Genomic DNA, 18068 nt, shown 5'->3' with positions numbered 1-18068 from the left:
TATCAGACCTGAGTTTTAGCAACTATAATTAAGTGGTTTAATACATAATCAAAGCTAGAGCTACTAGCACCAGCTAAACTTAGCATATTACTTAAGCTATTTTTATTAAATAGATGTATATGTTCAGGGTTATTATCTTCTTTACTAGGAACAGATAGGACAAGAAAATTTTTAGCAACTCTTACAGCTTGATTTAGAGCTTGTTGGGCATTAGGGATATGTTCTAGGACTTCTAACATTGTAACAACATCAAAACTTTTATCTTCAAAATCTAACTCTGTTATATCTAATTGTTTAGCAATAAGGTTAGTAACCCCACCTTTTTTTACTGCATTTATATCTCTTACACGAATTTCTTCTTTATCAATTGATGTTACATTTAAGTTTGCTAAAGCATCTAAAAGAGGCCAAAGAAAAGTACCTCGTCCACTACCTATATCTAGCAAAGTATTTGGCATTAGGCCATGTAGGATACCTAAAACACGCTGTACTCTAGCAAGTCCCATTGTTTTCTTGAATTTGTTTAATTTTAGTCCAGCAGCTAAACCAACTTGAATAATTTCTGCAAATGCTTCTGTTTCTAAATCATCTAGCGGGGTTTCAAGTAAATGTGAAGACAGGTTATAAGCTGTTTGACTATCAATAAGTTGACCTCGGACAAAGGCAGCCGCAAGTTTAGCAAAATAGTGTTCCAATATCTCATTGCTATCTTTGGCTTGCAAACTTTTCTCTCCATCTATCCCTAAGTAGATCTATGGGCTTCCATTCACCATCAGAATCTTGAAATAACCAACAAAGCCAACCATCTCGCCTTCCAGCAGGAGCTAAACTAGTAGCAGCACCCGACAAACTACTGTATTCTTCCTTACCAACCTTAAGATTACCTTCTCTTGTCACCATACCAAAAATATTTGTTTGGCTTTTATGTTTAAGTTTTGCTCCAGCCATTAACATTTTTGCTTCAAGTAGATCAAATAAATCTATTCTTTCACCAACTTTTTTATGTTTTCTAGTAGGTTTATCCTCTTTTTTAACTACTCTAGCCTTTTGTTCTTCTTTAGTTGCTATTTTATTAACAGATTTATTTTTTTCTTTTGCTTTGCTAACAGTATTAGTTTCTATCTTTGTAGAATTTTCTAAAGTTGTTTTGACCGGCTTTTTATGGATTTCTATTTTTTCATTAACCTCTTCTTTACCAGCATTTAACAAAGAATTGGCAGAATCTACTTTTTTTTGCTCATCCAGCATAGTTGGCCCAAAACTAACATCCCACTGACCGTTATAAGTAATGGTTAGAAAGTCTGGTTCATAGTCTTGAAAGAGCAAATGTTGAAACCGCTCTAGCAAAGCAATGATATCAGACTTTAATTTATCTTGATGTTTAAGTTGTGTTAAGTAATATTCTAGCTCTTCGGATGAGCTAAATTCTTTACGTAACCACTTAAGTTTTGTTTTTTCTGCCATTTACTTTCTCCCAACATGGCACAGAATTTGATGCTTATTTGCTGCATATCCTAACATAGCAAAATTTGTTAAGCCAGCATCAAGAGAAAATCTTTAATTCCTGCTATAAGATGTTGGAGTTAAAAGGTTTTAATTTTCCCAAAGACCTGGTGCCACCATATCAAACATTTTTTCTGGACATTTTATATATTGCTTTTTCATCCATTGACAACAAGCTTGCATTAAATTTTTATCTAAAATTAATTGCCCTCGTCTATAACGAGCAGCCGTAGCAAATAATTCCATATCAGCAAGAGTAAATTTTTCCTCAGCTTCAATTAAAAATTTTATAGCTAGATCTTTTTCTTCTCTAATAGCAGCTATGGCTGCTTTAATTGATAAAGCCAAAGCATCTCCATAAGTTCTTTTTTCCCCCTCAAGCTTTATTACATCTTTTTCTGCCGCTTTAAGTAATGTATGTTTATCTGCTCCCGACATAATCGCAGATAAAGCACTACGAGCATGTAAATGATACATCTCTATTCTTACAAATTGCACCCTAAGAAATTGTGCCTTTTTCATCTCTCGCCATCGATAGTTAAGAAAAATCCAACCTTCTTCACCTTCTCCACGATACATAGTAGTTTCTACCTGACAAACTAGTTCCCAATAATGCTGTACATGAAAACCTCTATGTGACCATTGTTCTAAAGCTTCTCGAAGCTCTACTTCTAATTTTTCCGGCTCATCGCTTGCAAGTCGCATTAAATAATAAAGTCTGACTCTTAAGTTTGTTTCTGTATATAAATCTCCACATCTTTGTGCTTCTTGAATCAAGGCTGTTACACGATCAAATAATTTATCCCATTGCCCCATATAAAATAAGGGGCGTAACATAAAGATTACTACTGTAGAAAGTTCCCAGCTTACACCTGATGAACGCTCACGCAACATTTTTTCTGATAGTTCACCTAATTCATGAGCTTTTTTCCAATCACCCATCAAAAAAGCAGCAACACAGGCAGAGAAATTTACTAAAGTAACTAAATAGGGATCGTTAAGTTTTTCTGCTAGTGATTTAACTTTTTCAATTAGCTGATTGATTTTTGTCCAATCCCTAGCACCATCAATAGCAGAATAAGGGATTTCTAAAGTCAAGGCCCGAGCTAGACGGTAAGGCTCACCTATTTTAAGCGCGAGTAATAGATGCCTAGTTTGAAAATCTGCACCTAACATACTATCAACTAAACTTAATCCAATTGCTCCAGTCCAACAAATATCAATTTGTAATAAAGTGTCTAAAGCTATTTTGTCTGCTGTAACTTCTTTAGTTTCTAGTCCACGCAGTTGAATCCACAAACGACGGAAAACAAAAGAAAGTAGTGATTGCCAACGCATAGTTGGGACTTTAATCCCCACTTTATTTAATACACTACTTAGCACCTCTAAGCCTTCATCAATATGACCACAACGAAATAGTTCTTCTGCTGCTCGTTGTTGAAATTTTAATGCTACGTTATCTGTTATACAGAGATTACAGATTTCATCAGCGATAGCTATATAAATTTCTGCTGCTTCTCTGCTACGGCCAGCAAAAGCTAGTGAGTCAGCTAGCTTAATTTCTAGATCTTGTTTTTGTATTCCTAAAGATAAGTTTTCAAGTTCAGAAGATTTTGCAACTAATTCCAAAGCTTTTTGATAAAACTGAACGGCTTGATTAAAAGCTAAAGTATGACAAGCTTCTTCAGCAGCTAAAATTATATATTTAATTGCTTTTGCATTATTACCAGCACAACTAAAATGATATGCTAACCATTGTGGATCATCTCCACTTAGTTCTTCTAAGGCTAAGGCTAAATTAGCATGATGAGATTCTATAGTTTGGGAAGCTAAACTTTTTACGATAGCCTCCTTAATACGATTATGATAAAGCTCTAGCTCATAATGTTGTTTTGAGGCTTTAGCACGTACTAAACGATTAGCTCTTAAAACATTTATCACCACTACTTGATCTTCATCCTTAATATTAGCTGCTTGTTTAGCAATTTTTCTATCTATAGGTTGCCCAGCTATAGCAATTATTTCCAACAAGTTACGCGCAGTTTCAGGTAATTCTTGAATATTTCTTTGTATAACTTCATCCAAAGAACTTAACCCATTTTTTACTGTTCTTTCTGCCGTTGTGTGTGTAAAGTTATGGCCTTGTTGGGAATAACGAACAAATTCACTTATAAAAAATGGACTTCCCCCAGCTTCAGCAGCAATTATTTCTGCTTGTTCTTTTGACATATCATCTAGCAATATTTTTGCTAGTTTATAAGCTTCTTCTGAAGATAAAGCTTTTAATTCTATTTCCTGCTTTTCTGCCAACATATCTACATCTTCATGTAGCAATATTTTTAGTAATTCACTACCTAAGGCATCTTCACTGCGATAAGAAGCTAAAAATAATAGTCTTGGAGCATTTGGAATACGAAGTATTTCTTGAAGTAAAATAGCACTATCACTATCTCCCCATTGCAAATCATCCACATAAAGAACTAAGGATTTTTCTTTTCCTAATTGTATTAGCAAGTCACGAAGAGCAATAAAAGCTCTTTGGCGTAGTTGTTGAAAATTAAGTTGATCTAAAAGCTCTCCACTAGCTTCTGAAATCTCAGAAATTTGATTGAAAACTGGAAAAATTCTAGCTAAAGCATTTATGTCTTTAGGTATTATTGAAGCTTTTTCTCTTCTAGTTAAATCACTTAGGTAACTAGCTAGAGAGTCCATTAAACTATCTAAAGCTTTGTAAGGGACAAACTCATGTTCATAGCAACGACCTGTTAAAATTATAAGCTCTGGTTCCTGACTTTGAAGTTTATCTAAAAATAGCGAATAAAAGCACTTTTTCCCATCCCCGACTGACCATGAATATAGACCGCCATAGTTTTACCAGCTTTAACTGACAAAAATGTTTTTTGTAAAATGTCTAATTGCTCTTCACGTCCAATAAGTCGCGCTTGATCAGCTATTAACTTGCGTTTTTGTTTAGTTTCTACACCTGTTAAACGCCGTAAAATCTCTATAGCATTAGGTCGTTTAATAGGATCACAAGACAATAAATCTAAACAAAGTTTTTCCAAATCTTGAGGAATACTTGTAGCTATTTGACTAGGTGGAGTAGGCTCATACTTTAATTTATTTAACAAAATTCTCATGGGATTTGGGTCAAAACTATCAACAAAAGGGGCTTGTCCTGTTAAAGCTTCGTAAAGAACAACCCCCATGCTATACCAGTCTGTTGCTTCTGTTACTACTTGCCCTGCACCTTGTTCAGGTGACATATAAGTTGGTGTACCTACAATAGTTTTAACTTTACCTGATTTTTGTCCTGTAACTTCTGTAACTAAACCAAAATCTAGGATTACTACACGTTCTTGCTTAGTGACTAATACATTAGAAGGTTTAATATCACGATGTAGTTTTCCTGCTTCGTGTAGAGCGTTTAATCCTTCTACTAGTTGTTTTAATACTCGGCGAAGGCGGTCAAATCTAGCAGGAGATTTTAATCTTTTTGTTATTGGATTAATTTTGCTATCGCTAATAGTTTCTGCATTTGCACTAGCAGCTTTTGTTTTCCAACTAGGTTCTAAATCTGGAATAGGAGTATCTAAGGAATTAAGGCTGCTTGATACTTCTTGTGTAATGCCCCGCCAAAGGTCTTCTTCTGCAAGAGGCTGGCAAATATAATCTAGTATATTTACACCTTCAACTAGTTCCATAGTAAAAACCCATTGGTCTTTATCAAAAAAGAGTTCATAAAGTTCTACTAAGTTGGGGTGAGTAACGTCAGCTAAAGAACGAAATTCTTGCTTAAAAGCATAAAGGGCTTCTGCTTCTAGTTCAGTAAAGGTTTTTAAGGCTACTAAAGTATTTTGCTCTTTATCAAAGGCTCTATAAACAGCACCAAAACCGCCTGCTCCTAAACACTCCTGAATAAGAAATCGTTCTGTACTAGGAAAACTACTCCCTGTAGTATCTGTCATTAGTTTTAAGCCTTTTTAACGAGAAATGGCACAGAATTACACTAAATGTGTGTAAATTCTATGCCTTAGCAACAAAGTAATCAATAAAAATGTAATGCTACTTAGGTTTTTCTTCAAATAATTTTTGTACTTGTTTTAATTCGCCTTCCTCAAAAACATTATGAATGGGCATATCAAATTTGCCTTCTTTAAGGATTACTGTAGCCCGATATTGATAAGGACTTTTTTCATCTGTTGGTTTCCAAAACCATAAAGCAAAATTTGAATTATTATAATAAAGCACTTTTTGAGGAATATCTTCTAGTTTTACTTCTCTAATTTCATCTGGTTTACCTAACTTAGCAATTGCCTCTTTTTCTATTGTTTCACGGGTAAATAGCTCAATTAAAGGCATTTCTGCTAACTTTTCTTTTAGTTCTTTTTGATAACCTAAAGCTCTAGTAGCTTGTTCACCTCTTTGTTTTAGTTTACTTTGTACAGGATCAGCATCTCCAACCCATTCAGGTTCTTCTTTACTAGTTGCTTCCGTTGGTGCTTCATCACAAGCTGTAAAGCTTAATAAACTAATAAACAAAGTAAAAACAATAAAGGATTTCTTCTTAAACATTTTTTCCTCACTAATAAATCAAACAAAATGTCTACGAGCATAAGCAAGTAATTTCCCTGCATAGCTTTTTACTGATGGACAACTAATATCAGACTCCTTTAGGAATTCTTTAGTATTAGTAGTATCGTATTTTGTGGCATAAGCAGTATAGTGAACCATTTCCACAGGTATTTTAGTAAGAGGTTCAAAAGCTTGAGCTAGTTGTTTAATTCCTGGCAGTCGCAATGTCCAAACTAGCGGGTCAGTAGCAACATTAAAAAATGGTTTAACCCAACCTGCTTTTTCACAGAAAACGTCTATAAACTGTCGCATACTTAAAGGATTAGGATCAGTCAAACTAAAGGTTTTCCCTTCAATCCCCTTTTTACGGCTAATATAGTCTAAGCAATTAACTACATAATCCACAGGCACAACATGACATTTAATTTTTTGTCCACCTGGAGCAATAGCAAAAATAGTTGGAATCATTGGGGAAATAGCGTTTGTTAGGGCTTGAATTTTCATAAAAGGGACTAATAAATAATAAGGCCCATCAATTTTATCCATTTCTCCTGTTGTTGAATCGCCAACAACTACACCTGGACGATAAATTGCAATTGGCAATTCCTCGGCTGCTTCTCTAACCTCTACTTCTGCTAAAAATTTGCTATAAGCATAATGATTATCAAATTGTTGACCTGCTAAAAGCATATCTTCATACCAAACACCTGAATAATCACCAGCAACTGCTAGAGTACTAACATAATGAACACAGTTTAGCCTTTCACAACCACGAGCAAAATTAAGCATATGAAGTGTACCATCTACATTAGCTTTTATAGCATCTTCTCGGCTAATCCCTAATTCATAATGAGCCGCAAGATGAAAAATTTCCTGAATTTTCTTTTGTAGTTCGCCACATTCTACAGCACTTTCCAGTAGAGTTGGTTTTGATAGATCTCCACTAACAATATGTATTCGAGCAGGGGCATCAGGAAAATCTAACATCAAGCTTTCAATCATTCGCTCAACTTTGGCAAAAGAACTACGTCGCACTAGCAGATAAATTTGAACTTGTTTTTGTGCTAAAAGTTTTTTCACCAGACGACGGCCTATAAAACCTGTCGCGCCTGTAATTAAAACTAATCTTTTGCCACGTGGCATAATTTTCCTTTAAATATAATAAAATTAACTTGTTGCAGCATTAGCCTCTAAATCTTTAGAAGTTTCACCTTCTATAACTAAAGCTTCTACTACTTCTTCAGCAGCCTTCTTTTTGCGAGTTGTTCGCTTAGGCTTTATAGCTTTATTTTCTGCCTCAACTACTTCTGTTGCTGTAATTGGCTCAATTGTTTCAATTGCTTCAATTGCTTCTACAACTTCTTCTTTTGTTTTTCTAGCTTTAGTGCTTTTAGCGGACTTGTCGGTTTTGTCAACTTTAGTAATTTTAGTAGTTTTACTAGTTTTAGCAGCCTTAATAGTTTTTTCTTCTACAATTTTTTCTGTAGTTTTAGCTACACGAGGCTTTTTAGCTCTAGGAGCTATTTCAGCCGTTGCTTCATCTTCTTCAGCCGTCTTTAATGCTAGACGTGCGCGGGACTCTTCTGCTTTAGCACGAACTAAGGCAATTTCTTGGTCAGTTATAACACCTTTATGACCTCGAATTGCAGCTAACTTAAATCCATGTTTTAAGCCCATTTTATAAATTTCTTTTACTCCAGCTAGATTAATATCCCGACCTAAAGTAAAACACTCATAACGACCTTCTAGGGTTAAAATAATAGTTTCAGCTAAACAGGCATAAGCTGTTTTTGGTGGTAGACCAATATCACCACCAAAATCAACTGGCCCAGGAACTTCTAATTCTCCTGATTCTATAACTAAAACATCTGGTCGTTTAACTGCATCCTCTTCTGTAATATCTAGCGGACGCGCACAATCACAGATTACCGCCCCAGGCTTAACCTTCATAATATCAATAACTTTCTTGCCACGAGCCGAGGTAGTTGTAACAATTAGATCCATTTGATCTGCAAAAGAATTAGCATTAGTTGTGACATGAACTTTTGTCCCAGGACTATCTTTTTCAATAGTCATTTTAAGTTCTAATAGTTTATCCCCACGAGGAGCGACTAAAACTATTTCAGGGAAAATCAAAGCTAGCAGCCTAGAGCAAACTGCACCTATTGCACCCGTAGCACCTACAACCATTGCTTTATAACCTGTAGCACGTCCTTTTTTATCAGTCTTCATGCCCATTTTTTTACAAGCTTCATTTGCAGCCCAAAGCGTAGCCGAAGCCGTACAGCTATTTCCTGAAGTAATAGGAATTCTTGAGCGTTTTGCTACAGTAATACCAGCATCACCAACAATTTTAGTAAAAGCTCCTAGTCCCATCATCTTAGCACCTAATTTTTCCGCCATACGAGAAGCTTCTTCTAATCTTTGATAGGTAAACTCTGGATCACGGCTCATCATTTCTTCTGGTGTTGCACCCAGTGCAATTAGCCATCCTTCGGCCTCTACACCTTGAGGTGACTTGATTCCTGTTACATGTGAGTAAATAAATGGTGGAGAATAAGCCATTGTAGTTTCTACTAGCTGCTGGACTTGTTTTGGAGTATTTTCCATCCATTTTAAGTAAGGATGCTTAAACAAATAACGACGGCTAAGAGGATGTATTACAAAAGCAAATTTATGTTTCTCTTTTGGTGTACCTTGTGGATAAATAACTCTTGGCTCAATATTGGCACGATCAAATATTTCTAAATAATCATTTTCACTAATTTCTTGTGGCTTTTTCTCTAAATAAGCAGCAAATAGCGCGTGCATTACATTAATATCTATTCTTTGTTGCTTAAATAAATCTGGAACAGTGCTAATAATAGTTCTAACTCCACGTTTTTTAAGAAGTGCTATTGCTGCATCATCTACTGAATCAGTTACTACAATTTTATTAGGTAGCATACTAGGGGTATAATGACGTATATAAGTATAATCCCCAACAATAACTTCTGCTTTTTCAAAAGGTTTGCTAAGTAACAAAGGTTTCCATTGATCGCCATCCCAGCCCTTTGGATAGAACCAGGAATAAGGCATACGTGTTAAAACAGGCATAGAAGCAGCAGCATAATATTCTAAAGCATTTACTGAATCCAAAGTATAAGGTGTATTAAAATGAATTAGTGGGTCACAAAAAGAGAAGTTATTAGTATATTCCTGCATAACTTGTACCATTTCATATTGGGCAATTCCTGAAAGAAATAGCACATTTTCATAATTAAATAAGTCTTTTAAGCGTTGATTGATGGAACGAATTGTCCAACCTTGTAAAATAGACTTTAGCCCACGACCATCAGCAACAGGAGTCTTTTTTGCTAATTTGATTAGGCTTTGTGCTTCTTGGTGAATATGAACTGTATTTCCAATCTTAAAATAAGCACTAATACCACCTAAGCCTATCACATCAACTTGTCCATCATATTCTTTAATTCTTTTTCTAACCAAATCTATATTACCATCGCAGCCAACCCGCTTGATTTGAAATTTTTTCCCTAAGAAATTACCCGTAAATTCATAATCTCGCTCGGCTTTGCCAAGGCTAATGCTGACAATCTTTTTCATAAAGACTCCTAAGAAAAATTTGCTGGGGGATTAAAGATTAAAGTGCTTAAAGATACTCACACTTTAAACTTAGCATTATATATAGAGTTTTAAGTAAGCAAAACAGAGGTTAGCGACTTCTAATAGCTATCCATAAATAAATAGCAACCTAGTAGCATAAGCATTGCTAGGACTTATTAAATATATTAAACCCGTTCAATGCTATATAGTGGCATCTAACAATAGACAAGTTCTTTAGGACATGTCTATTAATTTTATTCTGGTAGTTTAGAAATATATCCACGACGAGCGCGGACAAGATACTTTTTGGATTTAGAAACTATAGAAATTGAATGATATTTTCCATCTAAAGAAGTATTTGGTGGGTAATAACCTACAGCATAGCCGCTACGTAGTTCATTAGCTATTTTTTCTGCAATAACTACTAATTCTTTCTCTGAGCTTGGAAAAAATACTCGTCCAGCGGTTTCTTCTGCTAGTCTAGTCAATATAACCTCTGGGTTATCAACCATTACCCCTGTATCTAATTTAATTTTTTGTTGTCCTGTAGAAAAAGCTTGTTTTTCTTCTGGTGAATAAATTCCAATCATATAACAAGGAATTCCTGTTAATTGTGCAATAGGAATAGCGTCTTGGAAAGCTCTGTTGCTGTGTTGGTCTAGTCCATCAGTAATTAAAACAATGGCTTGGCGAAGGCGTTTAGAATTTTTATTTGTATGAACCATGCCTCTAATTAAAGCATCATAAATGGCCGTTCCGCCATAAGGTTTAATTCGGTCAGTTTGGGTAAAAAGCAAATTTTGATCACTAGTAAAATCTTGAATTAAAGTAACTCGGTCATCAAATTTCATCAAACAAGCTTCATCTTCTTTGTTACTTTTCCTAATTAACTCCTTAGCTGCTTTAAGTGCTTCTAGTAGTTTGCCATTTTCAATCATAGAATTAGAAGCATCTACCATAATACAAAGGCTAATGGGTTCATTTTGTCTAGAAAAAAAGCTTATTTCTTGTTTTTTATTATCTTCATATAATTCAAATTCTTCTTTTCTCATATTTTCCGCATAACGATTTTTTGTATCTGTAACTAGCACGTTAAGCAGGACGACTTCACCACCAATTTTAATTGCTTCTACATTTAAGTCTTCATCTTCGGTCTTTGTTTGTTCATTTTGTTGTGGCGTTTGTGTTGGTTGTTGTGAAGTTTGTGTTGGCGTTTGTGTTGGAGTTTTTTTAGATACTTCATCAGATTGAGAAAATGTTAAAACGCTACTAGAGAAAATAATAATTAATAGTAAAAAGAATTTTGTAATATATTTTTTCATTGTCCCACCTTTTTATAAGTTATTAATGGCATTAGATTGCATTTTAGCTTTTGGGGTTGGCAAAAGATTCTAGCATGAAGGCTAGGCACCAACAATTAAAAAACATACCTATAAAATTAAAGAATTTTAAGGTTTTTAATTAAATCTAAAATCAGTTTATCTTCTCCTTTATTTACAAGTAATTAAATCATTAAACAGTTACAGAAACTACTGCATATAGATAGAATTTTGCTACTTTTGCAAAAATTTTTAAGATTTTTGGGAAATTTTGGGAACTAAAAATAAAACCAGGTGTCAAAGTTTACAGAAAGCAAGAGAGTGAATAAAGAGAGCCGGCCCATCAGAAAACACTCAAAAAACTATTCAATAAGTAAAATTTAAGTATCTTAAAAACTATTACAATAAGGAGTGTATAACTATGTTTAACAATCTGGTGGAGTGTACCAAAACAAAGAAAGATAAAAGAACTTGGATGTATTTTGCTGTCACCTCAACAATTTGGACATTAGCCTTAGCAGGCTCAATAGTTGGAGGAGTTTTTCTATATGATGCAAAACTAGATGAACAATTATCCCTTTTAACAATGCTTGTGGCACCGCCTCCCGCCACCTCCACCACCTCCAGCAGGATCACCTGTTGTAAGAAATAATAATGCCACTGTAAAACCAGATTACCCAACAAATAGGGTTCCTGATAGAATCGAACCTATCACCGAATCTACACCTAAAATAGCAACAACACCAAGCTTAGTTAATGCTTCTAATGGTGGTGTAGATTTAGGCGGTTTACCTAATGGTGTAGATGGTGGCTCTATTGGTGGTTTACCTAATGGTGTAATAGGAAGTGTTCCAACAGATAAACCTGCTCCCCCTCCTCCACCAGCAAAAGAAGAGTTAAAAGTAGCTGAACCAGAAGCTAAACCCATACCATCAATTGTTAGACGTAGCGAAGGTGTAATAGCTGGTAATGCACTAGTTAGAGTCGCTCCAGATTATCCAGCATTAGCTCGTAATGGTAATATTACTGGTGAAGTAAAAGTAGAAATATTAATTAGTGAAGATGGGAAAGTTGTTTCTACCAAAGTATTAGGTGGACACGGCTTACTACAAAAAGCTGCCTTAGATGCTGCTCGTCAATGGAAATTTAACCCAACCCTCCTTAACGGTACACCCGTAAAAGTTCAAGGTGTGATAACTTTCCGCTTTAGCTTATAAAAATCACACCTAAATAAGCTCACTTTAGAAACTAGTGTCGCGGCCAAAAAACACAGTCCTAAAGTGAGCTTATCTTTTTCCAATCAAGACTTTAACTAATAAGTTATTCTTACTGTAGCAAAAATATTAAACAGAGTTTTGTTTCCTGTCTCAGTTCCACATTCTAGCGGGCCAGCAGGCTTACAATTTTGACTAAAAATAGAACTAAAACCTGCTCCAGGTCGAAAAGCCGAAACTCCAGAAAAAATAACAATATTTTCGGTTAAAATTGGGCGATATTTAATTCCTGTACTAAAATCAACTCCTAAGTTTTTTTCAATAAATGGTTGAGCTAAAGCTTGTTCTAAAGCTTGTGGAGCAGCAAAGCTTAAAAAATTAACATTGCTGATAACACGAAGTTTTTGTGTAATATCAAAATCTGCTCCAACATTATAAAGATATAAACCAGGATTTACATGGTTTGCTTGACCAGCAATTTTGCTAGAACGAAGATTAGGAATTAAACTATTAGGTGTAGAAAGCTGCGTAGTTGTACCTAAAAAGGGTATTCCAACTTGATTAAGAAAACTAAATTGCCCTCCAGCAAAATTGTTATTGTCTAAAATATAGTCAAAACCTCTAGCAGTACCATCCGTAGGATTACCATCACCAGAAGAATAAAGAAAAGAAGTGCGAAACCGCTTCCAATCACGGTCAACAGAAAGTTCAACAGCAACTAATTGAGCATTAGCATCTACTTTACGACCAGCTAAACCATTAAAATCACCTGTTCCAAGAACTTGATAAACGGCAGTACTAAGATTTAGCCCACCACCAATTTTATTTAGCCACAATATTTTAGGTAGTTTTTCTCCAAAGTGACCATCAGAAGTAAATCCAAAATAATGTGTCCTTAGTTTATGTGGAACTACTGTTCCAATTACCGAAGGACGTATTGGAAAACCATTTCTATCCAGTCGAAAAGCTGTTCCATCATCACGGTTATAGTGATAACTAAATTGGGTGGTGTATCCTTTTTTAATAGTGTCTTGACGATAAAGATTAGCAATAAACACTCTTTGTGCACGTGAGTTGATAGTATTAAGACCGCTGTTAGTATCTTTTTCCAGCATATCAAAATAAACAACATTATATTGATAACGATTAGAAGCAAAATTACCAAATAACCTTAAACCCAGGTTAGAATCATTAAAAATAAAACCCCGAAAATCACTATTAAACCGCTGAATACCTGCACGAAATGAAGTTGTATCAAAAAATGGGCTATAACCGCCTTTGCTGCCTTTACCACGAAGAAATGGAAAAACTTTAGTTGTATCACCCAAACGATATTCCCCATAAGCTTGTTGAAGAGCGATAAAACCATCTCGACGGGTATTACCTCGACTAGGATCAATTCTAAGAACTACATTTTCACGTGCCTGAGCATAATTTATATTAAAAACTACCGTAGCATGAATGCGCCAATCAACAGGCTTAAAGTTAGCTGCACCTTGGAAAAAATCTCCAGCAATACTGAAATTTTGATTAAAAAGAAAAAGTCCACCACGGCCAAAAAACTCTCTACTATCAGGACGTTGCGCACTAATATCACTAGGCAGCGGAATACGTCTAGCACTTAAGAAAGTCTCGCTAGTTAAAGTTAAGTTAAAAAATTTATCAGTGCCAAGTATTGGATAATCGCCTTTTAAGACATTTTGCCTATAAGGATTAAGCAGACTACCTTTAGTGTAAGGGTAATTTGCTTTTGTTGGATCGCCATGTCTATCCCACTCAGGAAACCCTACTCTCCAACGATCATCTACAGGAATAAAATCTCCGCTTTCTTGTTCATCAGTTTTCATTGGGTTTTTGATTTTAACAGTCGATTTTGGCCCAACAAAACCAAGTGGTGGATCTTCTGCTCCAACAGGGACAGGTAAAACATCTGTAGTAGCAGATTCAGCACCTATATTTGTAACAGAAGTTTCATTTATGTTTGGTTCTACTTCTTTACTCGCTTTTTCAACTATTTTTTTCTTATTGTCTTTTTTTTCATCATCGCTAAGCTCGTTATTATTCAATGAGTTTGTTGCTTTAATTGATGTTAAAAGAACATTTTCTTTTTGTTTATTTTGAGCTAATGCAGTGCTACACATAAAACAAAAAATCATTGAAAGGATAAAATACTTCCAAACAACCCGATGTTTGTATGTTTTCATAATTTTCTCTCTCACTTATTTATAAGATGTTTTTAGAAGCTGATCTTGAAAGACCATAAGAAAGTTAACTTAAATATTTTTATTGGAATTAATTGATTAAAGTTAGCATTTCTTGAAGAAGACAAGATTTTAGAAGGGTATATAACAAAAAAGAAAAAATATTTGGCAAAAATATTGTAGTAAGTCAAACTACATACTAACTAATTATTAGTTTATGGAAATGTCAGAAATAAGCTCACTTTAATAAAGCTAGAGCAAAGCTAGCCTCATAGTAAAAAAACATAGTCCTAAAGTGAGCTTATCTTTATTCTAATCAAAGGTTTTGTTTATCTAATTCGTGGAACCCGCATTTTTATTTGGCTTAAGATTATTATTTGCTTCATTAAGCCTTTTTAGCTCTTCTTCCTCTGCTGCCAAGATTTTAGCTTTAGCAGCTTCTATTTCTACTTTAGAAGCAGCAAAAACTTTAGCCGCTTCTGTATCATCAGGAATATTTCTATCTAATGATATATAGCGATTAAGATAATCCTTAACTTTACCCTCATCATCTAAATAAAGTCTTAATTCTCCTAAACTCTTGGTTTGATTGATACTGTGAACAAAAATAGTTTTTCCATCACGTTGAGCAGGAGGAGGTAAAGCAACAGCATTAGCAGTAATTAAAACATCAATATCAGGATTTTGTTTAATAATTTCCTTAGCAACTCCTAAGTTACAATAAGCTAATACTACTACCAGATCAGCTTTTGCTCTTACTTCTGGCAATATAGCTTTAATTTTCTCTAAAGGTTCATTAACAACAAAACCTGTTATAGCATTAGGCCAAGTTTCAGTTAAACCAACAAAACCAACTCTTAAATTAGCTTTTTTGCCTAAGCGTTTTCCTTGAACTTCACGAATAACATAAGGTTTAAGAGGAGTAATTTTATTAATATCTTGGGATGGTGAAATATTAGCAGAAATCATGTCTCCTAATATTGGAGTTGACATTAATTGTTGTTGATATTTTTCTTTGTCTAAAACTACTTTTCCATAAAGCATATCCCGATGTGAAAAATTAATTGCATCCAACTTAAATTGGCTAAATGCTTTTAACATCCATTCATTCATTAACAGCGCGTCTTCTCTTAAGGTTTCTGGCTTTTCTGCTGCTAATTCTTCATTAAATAAATGCCCTACATCTACGTGTAATACTGGTATATCTTTATATTTTTCCTTAAAAGAATTTACATATTTAACCCGTCTAACTAACCCTCCAACAGGATTAGCTTTACAACCGCAATTATCCAAACTTCCCTGCATATCTGCACCATAAATAAATGCTAGTGAAGCACCATCATCTACTCCAAGACGTTCTTCTAGGTTTGCTCCTTTTTCAGCTTGAATATTTTTTGCTTTTCCATTTAAGTCGACTTCTCCAGCTTTTCCCGTCAAAGCATTACTTACCACAAAACCTACTCCAACAATTATTAAAACAACAAAAACACAAAAAACCATAAATCGTTGTTGTGTTGGATTCATTATTTTAATCCTCCTCTTACAATTTTTAATTAGTGAAATTCCTTTTAACAAAGGTGAACGTCTGTAAATTGTAGTCGGTTACAAAAGAACTACTAGATTGTAGATGTTAGGTAAGAATAACGTATTGAATTTGTTGGAAAGTTTTTTAGTGAAAATAGCAAGGTGAGACCTAACCATCATCTTAGGTCTTAACTTGCTATTAGAAATAAGTTTGGTTGTTATTCCTGTGTTTGTTGCGTTTCTTCAGTTTCTTCTGTTTCTTGTTCAACTGCTTTTCTTTCTGGACGCATATGAGGAAATAAAATTACATCTCTAATGGAATGTTGCCCTGTTAGAATCATTACCAGTCGGTCAATTCCTATGCCTTCACCGGCTGTTGGAGGCATACCATAACTAAGAGCGCGAATATAATCTTCATCCAAGACCATAGCTTCTTCGTCGCCTCCTTCACGCTGTTTCATTTGTGCTTCAAAGCGGTTTCGCTGCTCTATTGGGTCGTTTAACTCGCTAAAAGCATTTGCTACTTCCATACCAGCAATAAAAAGTTCAAAACGATCAACAAAATTTGGGTCATCTGCTGATTGTTTAGAAAGTGGTGAAAGCTCTGTAGGAAATCTTGTAATAAATGTTGGGCTTTGCAAATGAGGTTCAGCTAAATGTTCAAATAAAGCACCTAGCAATTGTCCTGCATTAGCCTTTGGATGAGCATCTGCACCCGTTTTTTCTATAAGCGAGCGTAGATTATCAATACCAACTAAATCGGATTCGGTAATTGGTGAAAGATTTTCAGGCCAATACTTAATTACTGCTTCACGCATTGTAAGACGTGTCCAAGGACGAGCAAAATTAAGCTTTTTCTCGTTGTATTCAATTTCAAGTGTCCCACAAACTTTAGCAACTAAATCAGTTATTAGCTCTTCGGTTAACTCAATTAAATCTTTATAATCGCTATAAGCTTGGTAAAACTCTAGCATTGTAAATTCAGGATTATGTTTAATGGATAGACCTTCATTACGGAAATTGCGATTTATTTCATAAACTCGGTCTAGTCCACCAACTATCAAACGTTTTAGGTAGAGTTCTGGAGCAATTCTAGCATAAAGAGTAATATCTAGTGCGTTATGATGAGTTACAAAAGGACGTGCAGCGGCTCCTGTTGCAAGAGGTGATAGCATAGGTGTTTCTACTTCAACATAAGCATTCTTGTCAAAATAACTTCTAATTTCTCGAATAATTTGCGAGCGTTTAACAAATACATCTCTAACATCTCGATTTGCAATCAAATCTGCATAACGTTGACGATAACGTACTTCTTTATCATGTAATCCATAATATTTGTCTGGCGGTGGAATTAAAGCTTTAGCTAAAAACATTAGGTCTGTTGCGTGAATAGAAAATTCATCTGTTTTAGTGCGAAATAGATGTCCCTTAACTCCAATTAAATCACCTAAGTCTAAGAGTTCAAATAACTTCCAAAGTTTTTCCCCTACTTCATTGCTACGTAGATAAACTTGTAAAATCTCTTGACCATCTGAATAAGTAATAAAGGCAGCTTTGCCCATTTTACGAACAGCACGAATACGACCCGGCACACACACTTCAATATGTGCTTCGGCTAGCTCATCTTTAGTTTTCCCTGAATATAAATTTACTACTTCAGTAATAGTATGAGTTTTATCATAAGAATGGGTATAAGCAGGAAAACCTAATTCTATAATGTCTTGTAGATTTTTCTTTCGTTGCAAGGTTTGTTCGTGGTCTTGTTCTATCAAGGCTAAAAGCTCCTAAGTTAATGATTTGAAATTGTTAAGTAGAAAAGAAGTGTTATTATGTATTGAGCCTTTAAGAAGTGTCAAGGAAGATGCTTACTACTTCTAAAACTATTGTAGAAGTTGGAATATCAAGAAAAAAATTTAACTTGATAAAAAATACTAATCAATAAAGATAATTGACAAACCGTTAAAAAGTAAGATACATATTAAAACTAATTTCATTCAAAATATATTTGTAAATTTGGCTTAAAAATTGATCAAGATCTTATCAATAAGTAACTTAGCTAGCTAATCTTATTTCATAACACCTAACTTTATTTATTAATTATTCTCATAACTTCTCATAAAAATTATTTT

At 34.6% G+C, this 18068-nt stretch carries 12 protein-coding genes; 1 reads left to right on the top strand and 11 read right to left on the bottom strand.

Features of this window, described 5'->3' with window-relative positions; genetic code table 11:
* Positions 1-2 precede the first annotated feature (2 nt).
* The 8 genes from IPK14_20505 to IPK14_20470 all read right to left on the bottom strand — a co-directional run bounded on the left by IPK14_20505 (position 3) and on the right by IPK14_20470 (position 11003).
* On the bottom strand, positions 3-722 hold the full coding sequence (locus tag IPK14_20505) for a class I SAM-dependent methyltransferase (protein MBK7995669.1): 720 nt from the start codon (positions 720-722) through the stop codon (positions 3-5).
* Positions 706-1464, bottom strand: a complete 759-nt coding sequence (locus IPK14_20500; GenBank protein ID MBK7995668.1) for a hypothetical protein — start codon at positions 1462-1464, stop codon at positions 706-708. The genes IPK14_20505 and IPK14_20500 overlap by 17 nt, the downstream gene beginning before the upstream one ends.
* Positions 1465-1593: 129 nt before the next feature.
* Positions 1594-4278 carry a hypothetical protein gene (locus IPK14_20495; GenBank protein MBK7995667.1) on the bottom strand — a complete coding sequence of 895 codons (2685 nt, stop codon included), beginning with the start codon at positions 4276-4278 and terminating at the stop codon, positions 1594-1596.
* 29 nt (positions 4279-4307) lie between these two features.
* Complete coding sequence (locus IPK14_20490; protein ID MBK7995666.1) at positions 4308-5471, bottom strand: serine/threonine-protein kinase PknK; 1164 nt, start codon at positions 5469-5471, stop codon at positions 4308-4310.
* A 97-nt stretch (positions 5472-5568) separates the two neighbouring features.
* A complete protein-coding gene (locus IPK14_20485; protein MBK7995665.1) occupies positions 5569-6078 on the bottom strand; it encodes a hypothetical protein in 510 nt (169 codons plus the stop codon).
* Positions 6079-6096: 18 nt separating this feature from the next.
* Entirely contained in the window at positions 6097-7221 is a 1125-nt protein-coding gene (locus IPK14_20480) for an SDR family oxidoreductase (GenBank protein MBK7995664.1), read from the bottom strand.
* A gap of 24 nt (positions 7222-7245) precedes the next feature.
* Positions 7246-9681 (bottom strand): hypothetical protein, encoded by a 2436-nt coding sequence (locus IPK14_20475; GenBank protein MBK7995663.1) that lies wholly within the window; start codon positions 9679-9681, stop codon positions 7246-7248.
* A 254-nt stretch (positions 9682-9935) separates the two neighbouring features.
* Positions 9936-11003 (bottom strand): VWA domain-containing protein, encoded by a 1068-nt coding sequence (locus IPK14_20470; GenBank protein ID MBK7995662.1) that lies wholly within the window; start codon positions 11001-11003, stop codon positions 9936-9938.
* Between the two features lie 587 nt (positions 11004-11590).
* Here IPK14_20470 and IPK14_20465 point away from each other — a divergent pair.
* The gene (locus tag IPK14_20465) at positions 11591-12217 is read left to right on the top strand and encodes an energy transducer TonB (protein MBK7995661.1); all 627 of its coding nucleotides are present in this window, start codon (positions 11591-11593) and stop codon (positions 12215-12217) included.
* Positions 12218-12312: 95 nt separating this feature from the next.
* Here the strand turns inward: IPK14_20465 and IPK14_20460 are convergent, their stop codons facing one another.
* The 3 genes from IPK14_20460 to lysS all read right to left on the bottom strand — a co-directional run bounded on the left by IPK14_20460 (position 12313) and on the right by lysS (position 17708).
* Entirely contained in the window at positions 12313-14418 is a 2106-nt protein-coding gene (locus IPK14_20460; protein MBK7995660.1) for a hypothetical protein, read from the bottom strand.
* Positions 14419-14748: 330 nt separating this feature from the next.
* A complete protein-coding gene (locus IPK14_20455; protein ID MBK7995659.1) occupies positions 14749-15939 on the bottom strand; it encodes a hypothetical protein in 1191 nt (396 codons plus the stop codon).
* Between the two features lie 218 nt (positions 15940-16157).
* The gene (gene lysS / locus IPK14_20450; protein MBK7995658.1) at positions 16158-17708 is read right to left on the bottom strand and encodes a lysine--tRNA ligase; all 1551 of its coding nucleotides are present in this window, start codon (positions 17706-17708) and stop codon (positions 16158-16160) included.
* Between the last annotated feature and the right edge of the window lie 360 nt (positions 17709-18068).

It is taken from the genome of Blastocatellia bacterium (assembly GCA_016713405.1).
In the GTDB taxonomy this organism is placed as follows: Bacteria; Acidobacteriota; Blastocatellia; order Chloracidobacteriales; family JADJPF01; genus JADJPF01.
Note: the sequence above shows the minus strand (reverse complement) of the source record. Positions and strands in the feature narration are given on the sequence as shown.

Excerpts from the sequence above, each read along its gene's own strand:
- IPK14_20500 (MBK7995668.1), bottom strand. The coding sequence starts at position 1,464 with ATGGCAGAAAAAACAAAACTTAAGTGGTTACGTAAAGAATTTAGCTCA.
- IPK14_20485 (MBK7995665.1), bottom strand. The coding sequence starts at position 6,078 with ATGTTTAAGAAGAAATCCTTTATTGTTTTTACTTTGTTTATTAGTTTA.
- IPK14_20475 (MBK7995663.1), bottom strand. The coding sequence starts at position 9,681 with ATGAAAAAGATTGTCAGCATTAGCCTTGGCAAAGCCGAGCGAGATTAT.
- IPK14_20460 (MBK7995660.1), bottom strand. The coding sequence starts at position 14,418 with ATGAAAACATACAAACATCGGGTTGTTTGGAAGTATTTTATCCTTTCA.
- IPK14_20480 (MBK7995664.1), bottom strand. The coding sequence starts at position 7,221 with ATGCCACGTGGCAAAAGATTAGTTTTAATTACAGGCGCGACAGGTTTT.
- IPK14_20490 (MBK7995666.1), bottom strand. The coding sequence starts at position 5,471 with ATGACAGATACTACAGGGAGTAGTTTTCCTAGTACAGAACGATTTCTT.
- IPK14_20470 (MBK7995662.1), bottom strand. The coding sequence starts at position 11,003 with ATGAAAAAATATATTACAAAATTCTTTTTACTATTAATTATTATTTTC.
- IPK14_20455 (MBK7995659.1), bottom strand. The coding sequence starts at position 15,939 with ATGAATCCAACACAACAACGATTTATGGTTTTTTGTGTTTTTGTTGTT.